This window comes from Lysinibacillus sp. JK80 (assembly GCF_027557635.1).
Taxonomy (GTDB): domain Bacteria; phylum Bacillota; class Bacilli; order Bacillales_A; family Planococcaceae; genus Lysinibacillus; species Lysinibacillus capsici.
Map to the genome: position 1 here is coordinate 4,032,737 of NZ_CP058997.1, position 21,147 is coordinate 4,053,883.

Here is a 21,147-nt window from a genome sequence, read left to right on the forward strand (position 1 = left end):
GATTTGTTCTTTCAAAACTGGATAAACGGCGCATTGATTGTTTCAAACGTTTTGGTTAAGTCCTCGATCTATTAGTATTCGTCAGCTCCATGTGTCACCACACTTCCACCTCGAACCTATCTACCTCATCGTCTTTGAGGGATCTTACTTACTTGCGTAATGGGAAATCTCATCTTGAGGGGGGCTTCATGCTTAGATGCTTTCAGCACTTATCCCGTCCACACATAGCTACCCAGCGATGCCTTTGGCAAGACAACTGGTACACCAGCGGTGTGTCCATCCCGGTCCTCTCGTACTAAGGACAGCTCCTCTCAAATTTCCTACGCCCACGACGGATAGGGACCGAACTGTCTCACGACGTTCTGAACCCAGCTCGCGTACCGCTTTAATGGGCGAACAGCCCAACCCTTGGGACCGACTACAGCCCCAGGATGCGATGAGCCGACATCGAGGTGCCAAACCTCCCCGTCGATGTGGACTCTTGGGGGAGATAAGCCTGTTATCCCCGGGGTAGCTTTTATCCGTTGAGCGATGGCCCTTCCATGCGGAACCACCGGATCACTAAGCCCGTCTTTCGACCCTGCTCGACTTGTAGGTCTCGCAGTCAAGCTCCCTTGTGCCTTTACACTCTACGAATGATTTCCAACCATTCTGAGGGAACCTTTGGGCGCCTCCGTTACCTTTTAGGAGGCGACCGCCCCAGTCAAACTGTCCGCCTGACACTGTCTCCTGCCCCGCTAAGGGGCATGGGTTAGAATTTCAATACAACCAGGGTAGTATCCCACCGACGCCTCCTTCGAAGCTGGCGCTCCGAGATCTCTGGCTCCTACCTATCCTGTACAAGTTGTACCAAAATTCAATATCAGGCTACAGTAAAGCTCCACGGGGTCTTTCCGTCCTGTCGCGGGTAACCTGCATCTTCACAGGTACTATAATTTCACCGAGTCTCTCGTTGAGACAGTGCCCAGATCGTTACGCCTTTCGTGCGGGTCGGAACTTACCCGACAAGGAATTTCGCTACCTTAGGACCGTTATAGTTACGGCCGCCGTTTACTGGGGCTTCAATTCGCAGCTTCGCTTGCGCTAACCACTCCTCTTAACCTTCCAGCACCGGGCAGGCGTCAGCCCCTATACGTCACCTTACGGTTTTGCAGAGACCTGTGTTTTTGCTAAACAGTCGCCTGGGCCTATTCACTGCGGCTCTCATGCGCTTGCACGCTCAAGAGCACCCCTTCTCCCGAAGTTACGGGGTCATTTTGCCGAGTTCCTTAACGAGAGTTCTCTCGCACACCTTAGGATTCTCTCCTCGACTACCTGTGTCGGTTTGCGGTACGGGCACCTCTCACCTCGATAGAGGCTTTTCTTGGCAGTGTGAAATCAGGAACTTCGTCCATACGGACTCGCCATCACAGCTCAACGTTACAGTGTGCGGATTTGCCTACACACACGCCTTACTGCTTGGACGCGCACAACCAACGGCGCGCTTACCCTATCCTACTGCGTCCCCCCATTTCTCAAACGGTGAGGAGGTGGTACAGGAATATCAACCTGTTGTCCATCGCCTACGCCTATCGGCCTCGGCTTAGGTCCCGACTAACCCTGAGCGGACGAGCCTTCCTCAGGAAACCTTAGTCATACGGTGGACGGGATTCTCACCCGTCTTTCGCTACTCATACCGGCATTCTCACTTCTAAGCGCTCCACCAGTCCTTCCGATCTGACTTCAACGCACTTAGAACGCTCTCCTACCACTGACATCGTAGATGTCAATCCACAGCTTCGGTGAATCGTTTAGCCCCGATACATTTTCGGCGCAGCGTCACTCGACCAGTGAGCTATTACGCACTCTTTAAATGATGGCTGCTTCTAAGCCAACATCCTGGTTGTCTGTGCAACGCCACATCCTTTTCCACTTAACGATTACTTTGGGACCTTAGCTGGTGGTCTGGGCTGTTTCCCTTTTGACTACGGATCTTATCACTCGCAGTCTGACTCCCGTGTATAAATATCTGGCATTCGGAGTTTGTCTGAATTCGGTAAACCGGGATGGCCCCCTAGTCCAAACAGTGCTCTACCTCCAGTATTCTCATCACGAGGCTAGCCCTAAAGCTATTTCGGAGAGAACCAGCTATCTCCAAGTTCGATTGGAATTTCTCCGCTACCCACACCTCATCCCCGCACTTTTCAACGTGCGTGGGTTCGGGCCTCCAGTAAGTGTTACCTCACCTTCACCCTGGACATGGGTAGATCACCTGGTTTCGGGTCTACGACCACGTACTATTTCGCCCTATTCAGACTCGCTTTCGCTGCGGCTCCGCCTTCTAAAGCTTAACCTTGCACGTAATCGTAACTCGCCGGTTCATTCTACAAAAGGCACGCTATCACCCATTAACGGGCTCTAACTACTTGTAGGCACACGGTTTCAGGATCTCTTTCACTCCCCTTCCGGGGTGCTTTTCACCTTTCCCTCACGGTACTGGTTCACTATCGGTCACTAGGTAGTATTTAGCCTTGGGAGATGGTCCTCCCGGATTCCGACGGAATTTCACGTGTTCCGCCGTACTCAGGATCCACTCAGGAGAGAACGAACTTTCGACTACAGGGCTTTTACCTGCTCTGGCGGACCTTTCCAAGTCGCTTCATCTAACTCGCTCTTTTGTAACTCCGTATAGAGTGTCCTACAACCCCAAGAGGCAAGCCTCTTGGTTTGGGCTCTTCCCGTTTCGCTCGCCGCTACTCAGGGAATCGATTTTTCTTTCTCTTCCTCCAGGTACTTAGATGTTTCAGTTCCCTGGGTCTGCCTTCAAGACGCTATGTATTCACGTCAAGATACTACGCGATTAAACGTAGTGGGTTCCCCCATTCGGAAATCTCCGGATCAAAGCTCACTTACAGCTCCCCGAAGCATATCGGTGTTAGTGCCGTCCTTCTTCGGCTCCTAGTGCCAAGGCATTCGCCGTGCGCCCTTAATAACTTAACCAAGTTATTAAGCCTATAAAAAACTTAAAAAATAAATGTGTTTGTTACAATTTCAATGTCGTTTTATCCAGTTTTCAAAGAACAAGTTTTGAAGTGTTTCATTCAGAAGAATGAACCTTCAAAACTGAACGCAAAACGTAATCTTACAAACCCAAGGTTTGTATTCCGAAATAATCCTTAGAAAGGAGGTGATCCAGCCGCACCTTCCGATACGGCTACCTTGTTACGACTTCACCCCAATCATCTATCCCACCTTCGGCGGCTGGCTCCAAAAGGTTACCTCACCGACTTCGGGTGTTACAAACTCTCGTGGTGTGACGGGCGGTGTGTACAAGGCCCGGGAACGTATTCACCGCGGCATGCTGATCCGCGATTACTAGCGATTCCGGCTTCATGTAGGCGAGTTGCAGCCTACAATCCGAACTGAGAACGACTTTATCGGATTAGCTCCCTCTCGCGAGTTGGCAACCGTTTGTATCGTCCATTGTAGCACGTGTGTAGCCCAGGTCATAAGGGGCATGATGATTTGACGTCATCCCCACCTTCCTCCGGTTTGTCACCGGCAGTCACCTTAGAGTGCCCAACTAAATGATGGCAACTAAGATCAAGGGTTGCGCTCGTTGCGGGACTTAACCCAACATCTCACGACACGAGCTGACGACAACCATGCACCACCTGTCACCGTTGCCCCCGAAGGGGAAACTATATCTCTACAGTGGTCAACGGGATGTCAAGACCTGGTAAGGTTCTTCGCGTTGCTTCGAATTAAACCACATGCTCCACCGCTTGTGCGGGCCCCCGTCAATTCCTTTGAGTTTCAGTCTTGCGACCGTACTCCCCAGGCGGAGTGCTTAATGCGTTAGCTGCAGCACTAAGGGGCGGAAACCCCCTAACACTTAGCACTCATCGTTTACGGCGTGGACTACCAGGGTATCTAATCCTGTTTGCTCCCCACGCTTTCGCGCCTCAGCGTCAGTTACAGACCAGAAAGTCGCCTTCGCCACTGGTGTTCCTCCAAATCTCTACGCATTTCACCGCTACACTTGGAATTCCACTTTCCTCTTCTGCACTCAAGTCCCCCAGTTTCCAATGACCCTCCACGGTTGAGCCGTGGGCTTTCACATCAGACTTAAAGGACCGCCTGCGCGCGCTTTACGCCCAATAATTCCGGACAACGCTTGCCACCTACGTATTACCGCGGCTGCTGGCACGTAGTTAGCCGTGGCTTTCTAATAAGGTACCGTCAAGGTACAGCCAGTTACTACTGTACTTGTTCTTCCCTTACAACAGAGTTTTACGATCCGAAAACCTTCTTCACTCACGCGGCGTTGCTCCATCAGGCTTTCGCCCATTGTGGAAGATTCCCTACTGCTGCCTCCCGTAGGAGTCTGGGCCGTGTCTCAGTCCCAGTGTGGCCGATCACCCTCTCAGGTCGGCTACGCATCGTCGCCTTGGTGAGCCGTTACCTCACCAACTAGCTAATGCGCCGCGGGCCCATCCTATAGCGACAGCCGAAACCGTCTTTCAGTCTTTCACCATGAAGTAAAAGAGATTATTCGGTATTAGCCCCGGTTTCCCGGAGTTATCCCAAACTATAGGGTAGGTTGCCCACGTGTTACTCACCCGTCCGCCGCTAACGTCAAAGGAGCAAGCTCCTTTTCTGTTCGCTCGACTTGCATGTATTAGGCACGCCGCCAGCGTTCGTCCTGAGCCAGGATCAAACTCTCCATAAAAAGAAATTTGATTAGCTCAAATTGTTTTGCTAGCATCATGTTTGATGTCCAAAATTGTGTTTCGTTCACTAATAAAACTAGCTACTTAAAACTTTATTGATTACGTTTTGCTTGTTCAGTTTTCAAGGTTCATTTACTAGTTACAGTAAGTAACTTTTTATAATTTAACATAATGTTAAGTCGTTGTCAACTGTTTATGTTAATATTTTTTAAGTTGTTCGTTTATTTCGTAACAACGTGTTTAAATATATCATCATAAATTTAAGTTTGCAAGTGTTTCATTAAAGTAAAACTATTCGCATTATTTAAAACCGAGTTTCTTCTATATAAATGTAAAAATAATAACTTCTTTTATTTTGGATCAACTCAATAAAAACACCTTTAATTGTTAGCAACTTACTAACAATTAAAGGTGTCTGTTTAACTAACGTACCCAAATAAAGTATGCAAGGAAAACAAAGAATAGACCATACATCATTGGGTGAATTTCTTTTTTACGACCTGCTAATAACATTGTAATTGGGTAGAATACAAAGCCGATTGCAATACCAGTAGCAATTGAATAACCAAGTGGCATCATTAATACTGTAAAGAATGCAGGTACTGCTATTTCGAATTTGTCCCAATCAATTAAGCGTAAGGACGATACCATTAGTACCCCTACGATTACTAAAGCTGGAGCAGTAACTGCTGGTGTTACCACTGCAAGTAATGGTGAGAAGAATAATGCAACTAAGAACAGTACTGCTGTTACGACTGCTGAAAATCCTGAACGAGCGCCTGCAGCAACTCCAGAAGTTGACTCTACGTACGCTGTTGTTGTTGACGTACCAAATAAAGAACCGATAGTTGTTGCTAGTGCATCTGCCATTAAGGCACGTCCTGCACGCGGTAATTTATTATCTTTTACTAAACCTGCTTGTGTCGCTACAGCCATTAAAGTACCAGCTGTATCAAAGAAATCAACAAACAAGAATGTTAACACTACTACTAAAAACTTCACGTTAAATAATGTACCGAAGTCACCAAGTGGTTCTAGTGCTACCATGAATGTAGAATCTACACTTGGAATAGCTGATACAACGGCTGTCGGAGGATCAATGATACCTGTGATCATCCCAATAACTGCAGTAATCACCATCCCTAAGAAAATACCGATACTGCGCAATTTAATAATAAGAATAACTGAAAGAATAATTCCGAATACCGCTAATAATGTAGCGCCTGTGAAACTTCCTAAAGTGACTAAAGTAGCTGGGCTATCGACAATGATCCCTGCTCCTTGTAAACCAACAAAAGTTATAAATAAACCAATACCTGCAGAAACTGCATATTTAAGTTGTACTGGTATAGCATTAATAACAGTTTCGCGGATACCAGTTAAAGATAAAATAATAAAGATAATCCCTGAGAAGAACACGCCTGTTAAACCAGTTTGCCACGGAATACCGTATGCTCCGACTACAGTAAATGCAAAGAATGCATTTAACCCCATCCCAGGAGCAAGTGAAATCGGGAACTTAGCGAAAATCCCCATAATCAAAGAACCGACTGCTGCTGCTAATGCTGTTGCTACGAAAACAGCACCTTTATCCATTCCTGCATTTTCTAGAATACCTGGGTTAACAGCTAGAATATATGCCATTGCAAGGAAGGTTGTAATACCGCCTATTATTTCGCGGCGATAATTAGTTCCTAATTCATCGAACATGAAATATTTTTTCATTATCAAAAAATCCTCCGTGTGGTCGTCTTCAATATCGAAAACAAAAAAGACACGCTGACTACTCTACTAGTCGCATGTCTACGATATATTTCATCACAATTAGTGTGTGAAACAAATTAGTGTTTATACATTTATGTATAAACCTATATCGTAGTCAAGTTATTTACGGTAACTTGGTAGAAACTCACGGGCCTTATCCCCGACATTATACGACGACGTATTTAATTTACATTCGTAATATATCATTTCGTTTTTTAGATTTCAACCCTATTTCCGAACATTTTTCTAAAAAGAAATGCGAAAGTTCGTGTAAAATTCTTATTTAATGTTCAGGTTCTATTAAATGTATTACTAAAGAGGCTTTGTACTGAACATTTCAGCAATTAGTTTAAAGAAAAAATCCCCTAGAAATTCTAGAGGATCCTTCTTTTGAACGTATGTTTTAACTCATCACTTTACTTTGCAAGACTTGAATTCTTTTTTCTAATTTTTCTTTCCAATCTTCTGCTAATGCATCTACTGCTTGTATTTGTTTCATAGCGATTGCATCATTGTTTTTGAAGTACACTTCATTGCAATACAAAACAGAGATACGTGCAGGATGCTTTTCTACAAGCTCAATTGTTGAATCTGCACAGATTGTCCCTTCTTCAAGTACACGCGCAAGGAAACCCGTATAGCCTGTTTCGATTAAACGTTTGAGTAATGTGTTTGCCTCGGTATATCTATCAATCGTACTACATGGAATACGTCCCTGTGTAATTTGAATGACAGCATCTCCAATTTTATAAATATCACCAATACACACATCTGCTTCTAACATATTTGTTACGGTTAAATTTTCGCCAAATGCAGCAACGGGTAACGTTTTTCCAAGTTCCTGTTCCCATTGTATGTAATGCTCCGCAGGATATAAACAAACTGCTCGATCAGGGCCACCGTGATGTTTTTTATCTGCCACATCATCCCCTTCAAAGCCTTGAGAGGACAAATAAACTTCTTGCACTCGTTGCTTTTCAATCCCTGTAATCATTGAACGTCCTTTACTATCAACCAATTCTTTTGGCATCCCAACCGTTAATGTATGAATCATTGGTTTATTTTTCTCCATTTAAATCCCCCCTAATCTGAATAGTATAATTTCTTGTGCATTCATTTAGTTTACTACATACAACACTTTACCAGCAATTTTTGCAGTTGAGATACTTCATTAAGCCATAAATTCAAAGGAAATAAATCAAAAAAGCCCTAAAAACCTCTCAGGGCTTTTAGGGCTTTTGCTATTATTCCCACTCAATCGTTGCTGGTGGCTTAGATGTAATATCATACAGCACGCGGTTCACGTGTTTTACTTCGTTTACAAGACGGACGGAGATTTTCTCTAGTACATCCCAAGGAATACGTGCCCAGTCAGAAGTCATACCGTCGATAGATGTAACGGCACGGATACCGATTGCATAGTCATACGTACGAGCATCGCCCATTACACCTACTGAACGGATATCAGGTAATACCGTAAAATATTGCCAAATGTCACGATCAAGTCCAGCTTTTGCGATTTCTTCACGTAGAATGAAATCAGATTCGCGAACGATTTCTAATTTTTCTTCTGTTACTTCACCAAGCACACGGATACCTAATCCAGGACCTGGGAACGGTTGACGCCAAACGATTTTTTCGTCTAGTCCAAGCTCTAAGCCTAGCGCACGTACTTCATCTTTAAATAAAGTTTTCAGTGGCTCAATTAGTTGGAATTGCATATCTTCAGGAAGACCACCAACATTATGGTGTGATTTGATTGTTTGTGCAGTTGAAGTACCAGATTCAATAATATCTGTGTAAAGAGTTCCTTGTGCTAAGAAATCCATACCTTCAAGCTTAGATGCCTCTTCATCAAACACATAAATGAATTCATTACCGATAATTTTACGTTTTTTCTCTGGATCAGAAACCCCAGCAAGTTTGTCCATGAATCGTTTACGTGCATCAATTTTAATAAGATTCATGTCAAAGTCTTCTGTGAATGTTTTCATTACTTGTTCAACTTCGCCTTTACGGTTTAAGTTGTGGTCTACGAACATACAAGTTAATTGATCGCCTATTGCTTTATGGATTAACACCGCTACCACTGATGAGTCTACACCACCAGAAAGTGCACATAATACTTTTTTATCGCCAACGATTTCACGAATTTTTGCAATTTCAAGCTCAATGAAGTTTGCCATTGACCAATCGCCTTTCGCTTCACAGATGTCGAATACGAATTGACGTAATAGATCATTACCATATACAGAGTGACGTACTTCTGGATGGAATTGTACAGCATATAGTTTACGTTCAACGTTTGCCATTGCAGCAATCGGACAAGATGCACTAGTTGCGATGACTTCAAATCCAGCTGGAACTTCTGTTACATGGTCACCATGGCTCATCCAAACGATTTGTTCTGTAGGTAATTCACCAAATAATTTGTTTGGTGTTGTTACTTGAATTTCGGCTTTACCATACTCGCGTGTTTCAGCACCTTCAACTTTACCGCCGTTTGTATGGGCCATTAATTGCATACCATAGCAAATACCTAAAATCGGTAAACCTAATTCGAAGATAGCTGGATCCACATGAAAAGCATTTTCATCATAAACAGAGTTTGGACCACCTGAGAAAATAATACCTGTTGCGTTCATATCTTTAATTTCTTCTGCAGTTACCGTATGTGGATGTAATTCACTGAAAACACCAAATTCACGAATACGACGTGTAATTAATTGGTTAAATTGGCTACCGAAGTCTAGTACAACGATTTTTTCTTGCTCTTTTAATAAAGGGCTAGCTGTCAAAATTTCCACCTCTTCTATTATTTTTAAAGGATTTTTCATGTGTTCAAAGAAAAACGCGAAGAAAGTAAAAAAACTTTCTACGCGTTCATAAGCTCTAGAATATTGATAAAGGCGAATGCGTAGCAAAGTAAAGTGATTTACTATACTTTTCACCTAACGAAAACATCCGCCTTCATAGAGAAATCATTTAAGGTGATTTCGTAGAAACATCCGAACCCTATTATCGAACTTATATGAAAGCAATCCTTGCATTTAATTTTTTTCATTTTACTCTTTGTCTACGTTAAAATCAACTGATAGTGCGATTGATTAAATATTCCCAACTTTCTTTCAGCTTCACAAAATCAACATCTTCTTTGTCTTTCCCATAAATATGTTGCTCGTAGACTACCGTCAGCTTTTGCATTTCATCTGTTTCTAATGCTGAATCTACACGCTCTGCGAATGCACTTAACGTTTCTCCATCTTTTCTGCGCAAACCAATACGAGATAATTGCTTCAGTAAAACATGGTAGGAAGAATCGAAATTTGACCAATCCGCTACTTTTTTACGGTATGCTCGAACATGCATCTTAGGAATCCACGTTTTACGCTGTAAGAATAAAGAAATACCTGTGATTATTAATAATACAACAATTATCACCCAAACATAGGCAAACTTTTTCATCCATAACCACATTGCATCAAAGCTAAATGTTGATTTTGTCTGTTCCTTCTCGGTTACCTGTTCTTGCGGTTGTGGCTGCTCGGGTTTTCGTTCTGGCTGCGCCACTTCCTCCTCATCAGACGCATCTAACGGAATATCATAATCGATGTTAACATTCCCAGAAAAGCCGATTGTAGGCTCAAACTCCATCCATCCCGTTCCAGGTATAAAAGCTTCTACCCATGAGTGCGCATTGTCATTCGTGATGCGATATTCGCGTAATCCATCTGACACAGGTCCTGCAGTCCCAGGTGCAAAGCCTTTCACCCATCTAGCTGGGATTCCTACTGAGCGTAAAAGTACCACCATTGAAGTGGAGAAATTATCACAATACCCAACTTTTGTATCGAACAAAAATTGATCGACATAATCCTGATTTTCACCAGGAATGGCAGCTTGCGTTTTATCGTACTTAAAACCATTTGTTCTAAAATAACTTTCTACAGCCTTAATTTGTTCATAAACCGTATCTTTCTTTTGCGTTATTTCAGACGCTAAGTCCCTTACACGCTGAGGAAGTTGGTTAGGTAACTGCAAAAATCGATCAAAGGAAGAATCCATTGTTTCAAGTGTTGCTGGATATGACAATTGGAGCTGCTCCATACTATAAACAGGCTCACTATAAGACAATGAATAGTTTGATAATGATTTCGATTCCCCTACCTGTTGTTCTATATTCATTCTTTCAGTCTGCTCATCTTGAATAAATAAAGTGGAATCTTGAGCCGAAACAGAAAGCATACCATATGTTTGAATTAAAAATGGCATTGGAACAGCAATATCTAATTGAATCTGACGTTCACTTTCGGGCGGCCCTACTTGTAAAGAAGTCAGAATAGGTGTATTTGACTCATAAACATTTTTCCCAAAGTTCCCCTCTGAAACAATCCAACCTTTTGACGTATACGTATCTTTTGTTTCAATACGCCAATAATGACGATCACGGGAAGAGGCAGTGAATATTAAAGTATTATCTCCTTGGAACGGACCACCTAACTGACTATCATCCTGGCTATAACCAACTGATTTTTGACCATTTCCATTTCCGTCTTGTCCAGTAACCCCTTGGATAAACGGCACCGGATCTGCCCATGTTGGCCCAGTCTTTGGTAAAAAGTATGCTACAGAACTAACGAGTAATACAGATACTAGCATGGGAATAACAATTTTCCATTTTTCCATTACCGTACTTGTAGTTTCTACTTGAAGCCATAGGCGCTTGACAAAAAGAACACCTGTCATGATTAATCCTAAAACAACAACTTTTACAATTGCCGCTTTACCATCATAGTCACTAAATGTATCCAAAGTAGCAATAAAGAATACGGTCATGGCAAAGAAGTAGAATATATTTTTTCGCACCGAAACCCAATGGTGAATTAAATAGACCAGCATCCAAATCAATACAAGAAATAACACTGTTCTGAAAACATCTGAAACCTGTCCAAAGTCACCTGTTAAAATCGTGGCCATGTTCCCTCTCCATTCGGCCAATAAAAAAGGCAATGTATCACCAGATAATACAGGACTAGGGCTATAGATAAAAACGACAAACCAGGTAATATAACCAAACTTCACTAATCCTGATAGTAAAGGATGTACGCGGAAAAGACTTAGCGCTAAAGACATACCGATAAACACTAAGAAAAAATGCATCCCACCTGTATTCGTTAATTGCATAATGGGAATAAGCCATTCACGCAAAATGAAAAATACAATAACATAAGCTATGGCTAATTCTAAAAATTCTCCTAATGATTGCTTCACGGTCTTATCACCTCCGTGAATAAATGATAGAAATCTGCTGGATTTACATAAATAACTTGTATATGTTTATACCGCATCGCAAGCTCAGATTGCACTGGTGGCTGCTTTGCCACTACAAAACAAATACAGCTTTTCACTATATTCGCAAGAGTATGTAGGGATTCATCTGAAACATCACTTGTCACATAAAGCAGTGTTGCAATTTGCTTAAAGGCTTGTTGGTCATGAAATCGAAACTTGACATTCTCTGTAGGTTTTATCGCAGCTAAATGATACATGACTTGATCTAAATGCTTGTCACCCTGTATAGCTGGGAATACTTTCGTCATTGCTCCAGCAGAAATAAATGTTAAATCTCCTCGTTCCTGAACGATCATTTGTAGCATTGAAGCTACTAACTCCACTTTTTCTTCAAACATCGAGGATTTTGTAGCGTCTAGCACTAACATTAGTTCAGATGATTGTCGATCCTCAAATTCCTTAGACTGTAACTTTTGTGTACGTGCAAATGATTTCCAATGAATCCATGAAAAACGATCTCCTGGAACGTACTCTCTTAATCCAACAGCCATCGATGTGTCCTTCACAATAGAGTATGGTGACATCATCGGGCCAACATCATATTTTGTTTGAAGCGCAGCATATTTCATCTTTTGTACTCTTGGGTAAACTAAAATAGTTTGGTCCTTTTCTGCTACGACAACCTTTTTAGCCCAGCCAAAAAAATCATAGAAAACAATTGTAACACCTAGGTAGCGATGTTCACCACGTGGCATATTTTCCAATTCATATTGCCAGCTAAAGGTCTTTTTAAATCCAACGAACTTAATGGCATTCGCATTTTGTATTTTAGCTTGCACTAATCCCTCACTATCCACAAGTTCCTCCATTACGATATAGGCAAATGGAAAACGTGTTTTACGTTCTATCGTAATAAGCACCTTCGCTGATTGACCTCGTTCTATATGAATCGGATCAATCTTGCGTTCGATTAGTAAAATATCTTCTCTAACGACAAAGAAAATGAATGCATATACTAAAAATGGGCTAACCGTAAAAAATACAAACCAGCTCACAAACCCACCTTGGAACATTGCATAACAAAATGTTACGATCATCAAGAAAGCGATTAATAGGAAATGTTTACTTTTTTCTACAAAAGCTTTCCATTGCCTCATTGTTCTGCAAACCTCTTTGTCGGAACTGGTGTTTTAGCAATGATCCGCTGGATAATTTCGTCTGCTGTCACGTTATCATAGCGTGCATCTGGTTTTAAAACTAAACGATGGTTAAAAACAAATGGCACTAAATATTGAACATCATCAGGGGTAACATAGCTTCGTCCTTTTAAAAATGCGTAAGCTTGAGAAGCTTTCATTAGCGCTATTGTGGCACGTGGACTCACACCTAAATAGACATAATTATTTTCTCTTGTTAGGGTAGCAAGCTCCACCATATAATTTTTAACAGAATCTTCTACATACACACCTTGAACAAGTTCCTGTAATTCGATTAATTGCGCTACCGATAATACTGCTTCGATTTTTTCAATGGCTTTACCATTCTCAGCTCTTCGTAAAATTTCAACCTCTTGCCCCCTAGATGGATAGCCCATTTTTATCTTTAAGAGAAATCGATCTAGTTGTGCTTCAGGTAAAGGATAGGTACCTTCATGTTCAATCGGATTTTGTGTAGCCATCACAAAAAATGGCTGATTGATCATCAGCGTTTTCCCATCAATTGTAACAGAAGCCTCTTCCATCCCCTCTAACAACGCTGATTGAGTTTTCGGAGACGTTCGGTTAATTTCATCGGCTAATACAACATCCCCCATGATTGGTCCTGGACGAAATTCAAACTCCATTGTCTTGGGATTATAAATAGAAATACCGACTACATCTGATGGCAATAGATCTGGTGTAAATTGAATACGCTTAAATTGTGCATCAAACGATTTTGCAAGTGCTCGCACCATCATTGTCTTTCCTACTCCAGGTACATCCTCCAATAAAACGTGTCCCCTTGCTAATAATGCGACAATACTGAGCTCAGCAACTTCTCTTTTACCAATCATTACTTTTTCTATATTTTCTAAAACATTCTGTATTTGAGCATTCATTAATCGAAAAGCCTCCCATTCCATCAAGCAATTGTGTGAATTGCAAGCAAACTTAATCTAAGCATAGCGAAATCTGTCTTGTAAAACAATTATCTGAAACTTCTACTTCCTACGAACATTCATAAAAAAGGCTTGTTTGATAACATCCAAACAAGCCTAATCCTTATTATATAACGTCATTAACCATTAGAATGTTACAAATTCAATCTTTTTAACCATATTTCTTCTAAAGATGTAGAATTTTCTTGCAAGAAAATTTCAGATATCGCCCCAGAAATGATAATTTCACCTTCATGTAAAACTAATACATCATCTGCTATTTCTTCAGCAAAAGATAGCAAATGAGTAGAGAAGATAACGGTATTGCCTTTTTTCTTCTCCTCCAGCATCATGTTTTTCAACTGTGCTATCCAAAAGGGATCTAGACCATTCGTTGGCTCATCTAAAATTAACAATGACCCGCTACCAAGTAAGCTCTGGGCTAAGTTTAGCCGTTGGAGCATCCCTTTGGAAAAGTGTTTAGCTCTTTGCTTCCGAACATCCCACAAGGAAACACGCTTCAGTACATTCTCTTGCTCATATTTATCTACTTGTTTTAAAGATGCCAACAGCTCTAATATTTCAGCTGCAGTTAGCATAGTTGGAAAGTTTACATCATCAGGCATAAAACGGATTGTTTGTGGTTGATGCCATATTATTTCACCAGATTGCTGTTTCTCTTGACCCGTTAACAAACGAATCAAAGTACTCTTTCCAGCCCCGTTTCCTCCAACCAATGCAAGAATTCGACCAGCTTGCAGCTGAAAGGAGGCTTCTTTTAATCCTCTATCATTTTCATAAACCTTAGCTACATTTTTTCCCTCTAACAGAATCATCGCCGCTCCCCCTCCTTTAACAGCTTCGTAGCAAGCATTAACGGTAGTACAATCCAGAGTATTGTTATTATTCCATACACCACCTGACCAAGCGGTGATAAGTAAAACCTCGTTACATCATAAAAGGCTGGACCCAGCACACTAGCTTGATTACTAAATATAAAATAGCCGAAGCGCAGCCATTCTACTGGATTAATATGTATCGTTATGATGATGAGCTTTTGTAAAAGATGCCCTGAAACAACTGCACCTATCGCCATTAAAGCATAAGAAATGAGCAATAAAAGAAAGGACCATACTACAAGTGATAATGCAAGTGCAAATAATCTTGTTTTTGCAAATACCCCTAGCAAGATTCCTAAAGACACAAAGATAATAATACATAATAGCGTAAGAATAACTAAAACAATTGGTAACCGTACCCCACCTAGTAACCCACCTACGGTTAATACAAAACCAAATGCCACTACTATTACTAATAAAAACGCAAGTACCGTAGCTACATATTTGCCTGTAATATATTGCTTCCGCTTCATAGGGTATGTTTTTAATAACGATAACCAACCTGATTCTATATCACCAGCTATACTCATACTACCAATGGTGAGGATAAATAGCGGCAGCAGAAATAATAACACACTTAAAAATGATGCAGTTTGACGTGTAAAGCCTTCAATATCTGGTAAAGCCATTTGTTGAATGACGACTATGGCAACGAAAACAAACGTAAACAGAAAGGCTACTAATTGCATCCATCGACTTCTTAAAATCTGCTTCAGCTCTATTTTTACAAACATCACTCATGAATCCCCCAATTCAATGTCAGCAAATCACGATAGGCAAATAGTTGACCTTCTTCTTCATCATTCATCCATTCTTTGGCTTCGTCTTTTGTAGCAAATGCAATAACACCATAGTTCATCGGCGTCCAATAATTTTTGTTGTACACATAAATCGCTTTATAAACGTCAATCCATTCATTCGTTGCTTTATTTTTAATATAGGCTGCTCCCACTTCACCATCGCCATTTAGCTCAATGTAATCCATTAAGCATCCAATATCATCAAAAGTCTCATAGTCTCCATTTTTCAAAACAATTTGCCCTGCGTATTCATTATGAACAATACTCATATTACAAACTTTACAAACATCTGTTTCACTATTGATTTCACGTGGATGGTATGCTTTTTCACCACAGCCTCCTAAAATAACGCCACATATAATTACTATCATTATCCATCTAGTCACACTCGTATCCCCCTTTTCCAAAGCCATAAACTTCCCATAAACACGATAAAACCAATCACTAATTGTAAGATATTTAATGAAAACTCTATCTCTTTCATATTGCTCAGTAATTTTGGTTCATTATCTACCAGTAGATTTCGTTCTGTTTTATTAATCTGTTGATCTAGTGACGTCAGGATAACAACGCTTGGTGATGCCACAAAAAATTGATAAACTGGTTGTCTCACCATCCATTGTCCAAAACTCGACACAGCCACATATGGAATATCTCCAAAACCATCACCTGTAACATCTAGCCCTGTATAATCATCATAAAAATTATGAATTAAACGTAATCCTCGATTGTCTGACCTTGCTGTTAATATATTGCCTGTAAACTGATTATTCATAATGATTGAACGCTCATCGACTTTTGTACCTTCTAATGCAGTTTGATTCATCTGAAAGCGATTTTCTTGTATTTGAATCACTGAACTCTTCTGCAACGCTACCCCTACACGATTATGCAGAAAGCTATTTTCTCTTACCATTGCCTTCAGTGTGTCATACATCATAAGTCCATAACTATTGAAGCCATTATGAGCACTAATTGTATTACTACTTATTTCTAAATTAGTAGTCATCATCACCATAAGACCTGTAACATTTTGTAAATATGTATTGAACAACACCTTCACATTACTTGAATACATAAAATGTGTTCCATAACGGCTATTTGTTACCTTGTTTCGCTGTACATCTATTCGCATCCCTTCTTCAACATATATACCATCCTGGACTTGTTCGATCGTATTTTGATCGATCACGACATCTTCACTTTTAAAAACCGCAATTCCATTTCCTTTTTCAGCAAAGTGAGATTCATTTCCAATGATCCTATTTTCTAAAATTCGAATATGCCTTGATTGTTGAAGATGTATACCAACTCGGATATCTTTTAGTTCAATAGCTCTTAGCACTAAATTCTCCGCCTCATTAGCAACAATTCCTTTATTTTTTGCTGTTATCCTTATATTTTCTATGGAAACATTCGATACATGTTCAATTTTTAATACAGGTTCATCATTTTGAGCATAAAGCTCAGTCCCTTTTTGTCCATACAGTTTGATCGGTTTCTTCACCGTGAAATTCCCTTGGTAACGACCAGCAGGAATATGAATACTATCTCCAGCTTTTGCTTGATCGATAGCATATTGAATATCAAATTCTGCATACGCCGTTTGACTTGCCATGAGAAAAAATAAAAAGAACAACATGATTTGCTTCATCACTTTCCACCTCCTTATTCAGCAAGAAAAGACTAGAGGATTTCCCCTAGTCTATGATTTAATGACCGTGCCCTTCTTGATTCATCTCATTCGAATGCATAGAACCGGATGCATCTTTTTCATCCTCAGCCTTTTTTTGCATCATTTTCTTACGTCTCTCCAATGCATCATCTTTAATTTTTTGTAGTTCCTCCACATAAGCTTTCGAATTTTCTTGCATATATTTATCTGCTTCAGCCTTGTCCACGAAATAAATATAGCCCCAGTTCATCGGAGATTTCAGCTCTGTTTTTATAATTGTTACATCTTCAATCTTTGCCCAATCTTTCGACACAAAATCACGTACAAATTTTTCGTTTTTTTCTTCATTAGCAACCTCTGCATTTAATAAACAGCCAATATCGTCATAAAAAGCGATTGTTCCATCTTCTTTTATTGCCTGTGCTGAAAATACACCCATATCATGGTCTTTCATATAAACTTTCATATTACACATTTCACAAGTTGTCTCTTCTTCTGGCTCTTGTAACCGTGTATCTACTAATGAAGCAACTTGCACGGTTTCTGATTCATTTTTCGTAACTTCTTGCTCAATTTCCGTTTCTTCTACCTGTTTTTTTTCGCTACCACAAGCTGCAAGTACAAATAATAATATTAGTGCAGGTAACCATAATTTTTTCACAACTTTATCCTCCAAGTTTAGTTTTTTGTTGCCACCTCCTACATTACAGATTAGTTGTGAAATTAGTTAAAAATCGCTGTGAAGAAATGGAAAAATTACCTTGAACATTCCATGAACATCTTCACTTCAAATATTTTGAATTTAGTACTTTCATTTACTTCCCCTCAAAAATAAAAACTCTCCACACTGATGTGGAGAGTTTGGCTTATATGGAAGAACGGTAACTATTGAGACGCTTCTTTTGTTTGTTTAAACGACTGAGCTTTAATGCCGTCTCATTTAATTCACGGCGAATTTCCAAATCACTAGCGCTATCTATATGGATAGGTGTAATCGGTTGCTGCTGTTGTGAATTAACAGAAATAGTTGTTGAATTGTACGTCTTCTCTTTATTTTTTTGTAATCTATTCCGAAATTGCTTTTGTGGATTTTGCCCAAAGTTATGGCTGAGATCACCAGCATGTAAATACTGTTGTTCCTGCCGAAAAACACTACTTGTCGTTGCACTCACTCTAGAAGTCCTCATAAAAAGTTACCCTCCCCTACATTTTATTATCCTTATAGGTAATTATATCGACATTATATGCTGACAATTAACAACATAGAACCATAATACATAAAAAAAGAGCGAAAAGAGCTATTTTTAAAAGTGAAACCACTTTCTTTATAACCCTTTTCGCTCATCTTACTTCCAAAAATCATCAAATATTGTAATTGGCATATGACGTTTATGTTGGGAACGCAAATAATACCCTTCTAATCTTTGGCGAGGTTCTTCTGGAATTTCTTTCCCCTCTAAATAATCATCTATTTGATCATACGACACACCTAGCGCCACTTCGTCTGGCAATGAGGGACGATCTTCTTCTAAGTCTGCTGTAGGCACCTTTTTATAAAGATGCTCAGGGCATTGAAGTTCTGCTAACAATTGCTTTCCTTGTCGTTTATTTAAACGAAAGATCGGCATTAAGTCTGCTCCACCATCCCCGAACTTTGTATAGAAGCCTGTAATAGCTTCCGCAGCATGATCTGTTCCTAATACAACCGCTCCATTCATTGCAGCAATTGAATATTGGACCTTCATACGCTCACGAGCCTTTTCATTCCCTTTCACAAAGTCATTCAGCTCAACCCCCGCATTTGTTAGAGCTCTCACACTAGCATCCACTGCGTCTTTTATATTTACTGTATAAACCTTCGTTGGCTTTATATAATCAATGGCATCTTGGCAATCCTGTTCATCAGCTTGTACGCCATATGGTAATCGTACAGCGAAAAACGAATACTTCATTTCTCCCTCTTCTGCATTTAATTCATCAATAGCCAACTGCGCTAGTTTTCCTGTTAATGTTGAATCTTGACCACCAGAAATACCAAGAACAAAACCTTTTACAAAACTATAGCGTTTTGCATATTCCTTTAAAAAATCAATTGATTTACGTATTTCCCTCTGTACATCAATGTTAGGCAGTACGCGTAATTCCTCAATAATTTGTTGCTGTAAAGTCATTGCACCCGTCACTCCTTTTTACATTCGTTTAACCATCGCATGCACTTCTTCAATATTACGCATCTTATTATCCCAGCATTTTTGACTGAGATCGACCGGATATTCTTCAGGATTCATCGCACGCTTATATTCATCCCACAACAGCTCTAAATTCTCCGCCGCGTAATCACGCATTTCCTCTAATGTAGGGTTTTGATAATTGATCGCTCCATTTTTAATAACATGCTGATGTAAATTTTTTGCTTCAAAATTTGTGACAAACTTTGAGACAAACGTATGAATCGGATGGAACATTTTGATACGTTCCTCAGCTTGAGGATTTTCATCGTGCATTGTGATGTAGTCTCCTTCTGCCTTTCCATTCTTTTTATCGATAATACGATAGACATTTTTCAAGCCTGGCGTTGATACCTTTTCCGCATTAGCTGAGATTTTTATTGTATCTTCAAGTTGCCCTTCGCTATTCTCGATAGCCACCATTTTATATACTGCACCTAACGCAGGCTGGTCGTAAGCTGTAATAAGCTTTGTACCAATTCCCCAAACATCCACTTTTGCTCCTTGAGCTTTTAAATTTAAGATGGTGTATTCATCTAAATCGTTTGAGACAATGATTTTGGCATCATGGAAGCCTGCAGCATCCAACATACGACGAGCTTCTTTTGATAAGAAAGCAATATCGCCGCTATCTAAGCGTATGCCAATAAAGTTAATTTTGTCTCCTAGCTCTTTAGCTACTTTAATTGCAGTTGGCACCCCTGATTTCAATGTATTATAAGTATCTACCAAAAACACACAATCGCGATGACGTTTTGCATAAGCATGGAATGCATCGTAATCATTTTTATAAGCTTGTACTAATGCATGGGCATGTGTACCAGAGACAGGAATTTTAAAAAGTTTACCTGCTCGAACATTACTTGTGGAAGCAAAACCACCGATAAACGCGGCACGTGTTCCCCAAATAGCAGCATCCATCTCTTGTGCACGCCTTGTACCAAATTCCATCGCCACTTCATTTTTAATAATTTGCTTGATACGGCTAGCCTTTGTAGCAATTAATGTTTGATAGTTAACAATATTAAGTAAGGCTGTTTCAATTAGCTGCGCCTCTACTAATGGAGCTTCAATTCGGACGATTGGTTCATTAGCGAAAACCAGTTCCCCTTCTACCATGGAATACATTTCTCCAGTAAATCGGATGTTCTTTAAATACTGGATAAAGTCATCTTTATAACCTACTTCATCACGTAAATACGCAATATCCGATTCACTAAAATGAAAATCACGTAGATAATCAAGCATTCGCTCTAACCCAGCAAATATGGCATAGCCATTACCAAAAGGTAATTTTCTAAAATACAATTCAAAAACCGCTTTTTTATTATGTATGCCATCCGCCCAGTAGGATTCTGCCATATTGATTTGATATAAGTCTGTGTGTAGCGCTAAGCTATCATCTGCATAGTTCGATCTCAAAAGAAACCCCTTCTTCCGCTTTGATAATTAGTCCTAGTATACACTATATACCCAAATTCTTGCGTATTACATTCCCTCTTGTAGATGTTAGGTTTTCTAACATAAATAGTCAGAAAATTTAGAACCGTACACATTTTAGACACAAATTTTAGTACCGCTTTCATTCCCTTTATAAAAACCTTTTTTCTAAAATACTTCGAGACTAGAAATATTCTATG

14 protein-coding genes, 2 rRNA genes and 2 riboswitches are annotated in these 21,147 nt (G+C 40.2%); all 16 genes read right to left on the minus strand.

Going from position 1 to position 21,147, the window contains the following annotated elements; genetic code table 11:
* Positions 1-51: 51 nt before the first annotated feature.
* A 23S ribosomal RNA gene (locus tag HXV90_RS20265) occupies positions 52-2,979 on the minus strand.
* A 180-nt stretch (positions 2,980-3,159) separates the two neighbouring features.
* A 16S ribosomal RNA gene (locus HXV90_RS20270) occupies positions 3,160-4,711 on the minus strand.
* Together the 16S and 23S rRNA genes form the textbook arrangement of a ribosomal RNA operon.
* A gap of 424 nt (positions 4,712-5,135) precedes the next feature.
* Positions 5,136-6,437, minus strand: coding sequence for an NCS2 family permease (locus HXV90_RS20275; protein ID WP_004230532.1), 1,302 nt, complete (start codon positions 6,435-6,437; stop codon positions 5,136-5,138).
* A gap of 131 nt (positions 6,438-6,568) precedes the next feature.
* Positions 6,569-6,670: riboswitch (purine riboswitch) on the minus strand.
* A 209-nt stretch (positions 6,671-6,879) separates the two neighbouring features.
* Positions 6,880-7,548: an MOSC domain-containing protein gene (locus HXV90_RS20280; protein WP_103118861.1), complete on the minus strand. Its 669-nt coding sequence runs from the start codon at positions 7,546-7,548 to the stop codon at positions 6,880-6,882.
* Positions 7,549-7,720: 172 nt separating this feature from the next.
* A complete protein-coding gene (gene guaA / locus HXV90_RS20285) occupies positions 7,721-9,274 on the minus strand; it encodes a glutamine-hydrolyzing GMP synthase (protein WP_036076059.1) in 1,554 nt (517 codons plus the stop codon).
* Positions 9,275-9,429: 155 nt separating this feature from the next.
* Positions 9,430-9,531: riboswitch (purine riboswitch) on the minus strand.
* A 32-nt stretch (positions 9,532-9,563) separates the two neighbouring features.
* Complete coding sequence (locus HXV90_RS20290) at positions 9,564-11,747, minus strand: DUF4129 domain-containing transglutaminase family protein (RefSeq protein WP_257962262.1); 2,184 nt, start codon at positions 11,745-11,747, stop codon at positions 9,564-9,566.
* Positions 11,744-12,925, minus strand: a complete 1,182-nt coding sequence (locus tag HXV90_RS20295; RefSeq protein ID WP_269897894.1) for a DUF58 domain-containing protein — start codon at positions 12,923-12,925, stop codon at positions 11,744-11,746. The genes HXV90_RS20290 and HXV90_RS20295 overlap by 4 nt, the downstream gene beginning before the upstream one ends.
* Positions 12,922-13,866, minus strand: coding sequence for an AAA family ATPase (locus HXV90_RS20300; protein ID WP_048395021.1), 945 nt, complete (start codon positions 13,864-13,866; stop codon positions 12,922-12,924). Before HXV90_RS20300 ends, HXV90_RS20295 begins: the two co-directional genes overlap by 4 nt.
* Positions 13,867-14,060: 194 nt before the next feature.
* Positions 14,061-14,741, minus strand: coding sequence for an ABC transporter ATP-binding protein (locus tag HXV90_RS20305; protein WP_053075732.1), 681 nt, complete (start codon positions 14,739-14,741; stop codon positions 14,061-14,063).
* Positions 14,738-15,538 carry an ABC transporter permease gene (locus tag HXV90_RS20310; RefSeq protein WP_066038122.1) on the minus strand — a complete coding sequence of 267 codons (801 nt, stop codon included), beginning with the start codon at positions 15,536-15,538 and terminating at the stop codon, positions 14,738-14,740. The genes HXV90_RS20305 and HXV90_RS20310 overlap by 4 nt, the downstream gene beginning before the upstream one ends.
* Positions 15,538-15,990 (minus strand): nitrous oxide reductase accessory protein NosL, encoded by a 453-nt coding sequence (locus tag HXV90_RS20315; protein WP_233436264.1) that lies wholly within the window; start codon positions 15,988-15,990, stop codon positions 15,538-15,540. The genes HXV90_RS20310 and HXV90_RS20315 overlap by 1 nt, the downstream gene beginning before the upstream one ends.
* Positions 15,987-17,258 (minus strand): right-handed parallel beta-helix repeat-containing protein, encoded by a 1,272-nt coding sequence (locus tag HXV90_RS20320; RefSeq protein WP_269897895.1) that lies wholly within the window; start codon positions 17,256-17,258, stop codon positions 15,987-15,989. The genes HXV90_RS20315 and HXV90_RS20320 overlap by 4 nt, the downstream gene beginning before the upstream one ends.
* Positions 17,259-17,316: 58 nt before the next feature.
* Positions 17,317-17,940: a nitrous oxide reductase accessory protein NosL gene (locus HXV90_RS20325; protein ID WP_054548895.1), complete on the minus strand. Its 624-nt coding sequence runs from the start codon at positions 17,938-17,940 to the stop codon at positions 17,317-17,319.
* Positions 17,941-18,145: 205 nt separating this feature from the next.
* Positions 18,146-18,466, minus strand: coding sequence for a hypothetical protein (locus HXV90_RS20330; protein WP_048395004.1), 321 nt, complete (start codon positions 18,464-18,466; stop codon positions 18,146-18,148).
* A 159-nt stretch (positions 18,467-18,625) separates the two neighbouring features.
* Positions 18,626-19,450 carry an NAD(+) synthase gene (gene nadE / locus HXV90_RS20335; RefSeq protein WP_048395002.1) on the minus strand — a complete coding sequence of 275 codons (825 nt, stop codon included), beginning with the start codon at positions 19,448-19,450 and terminating at the stop codon, positions 18,626-18,628.
* Between the two features lie 18 nt (positions 19,451-19,468).
* Positions 19,469-20,929, minus strand: a complete 1,461-nt coding sequence (locus HXV90_RS20340; RefSeq protein ID WP_082148178.1) for a nicotinate phosphoribosyltransferase — start codon at positions 20,927-20,929, stop codon at positions 19,469-19,471.
* Positions 20,930-21,147 lie beyond the last annotated feature (218 nt).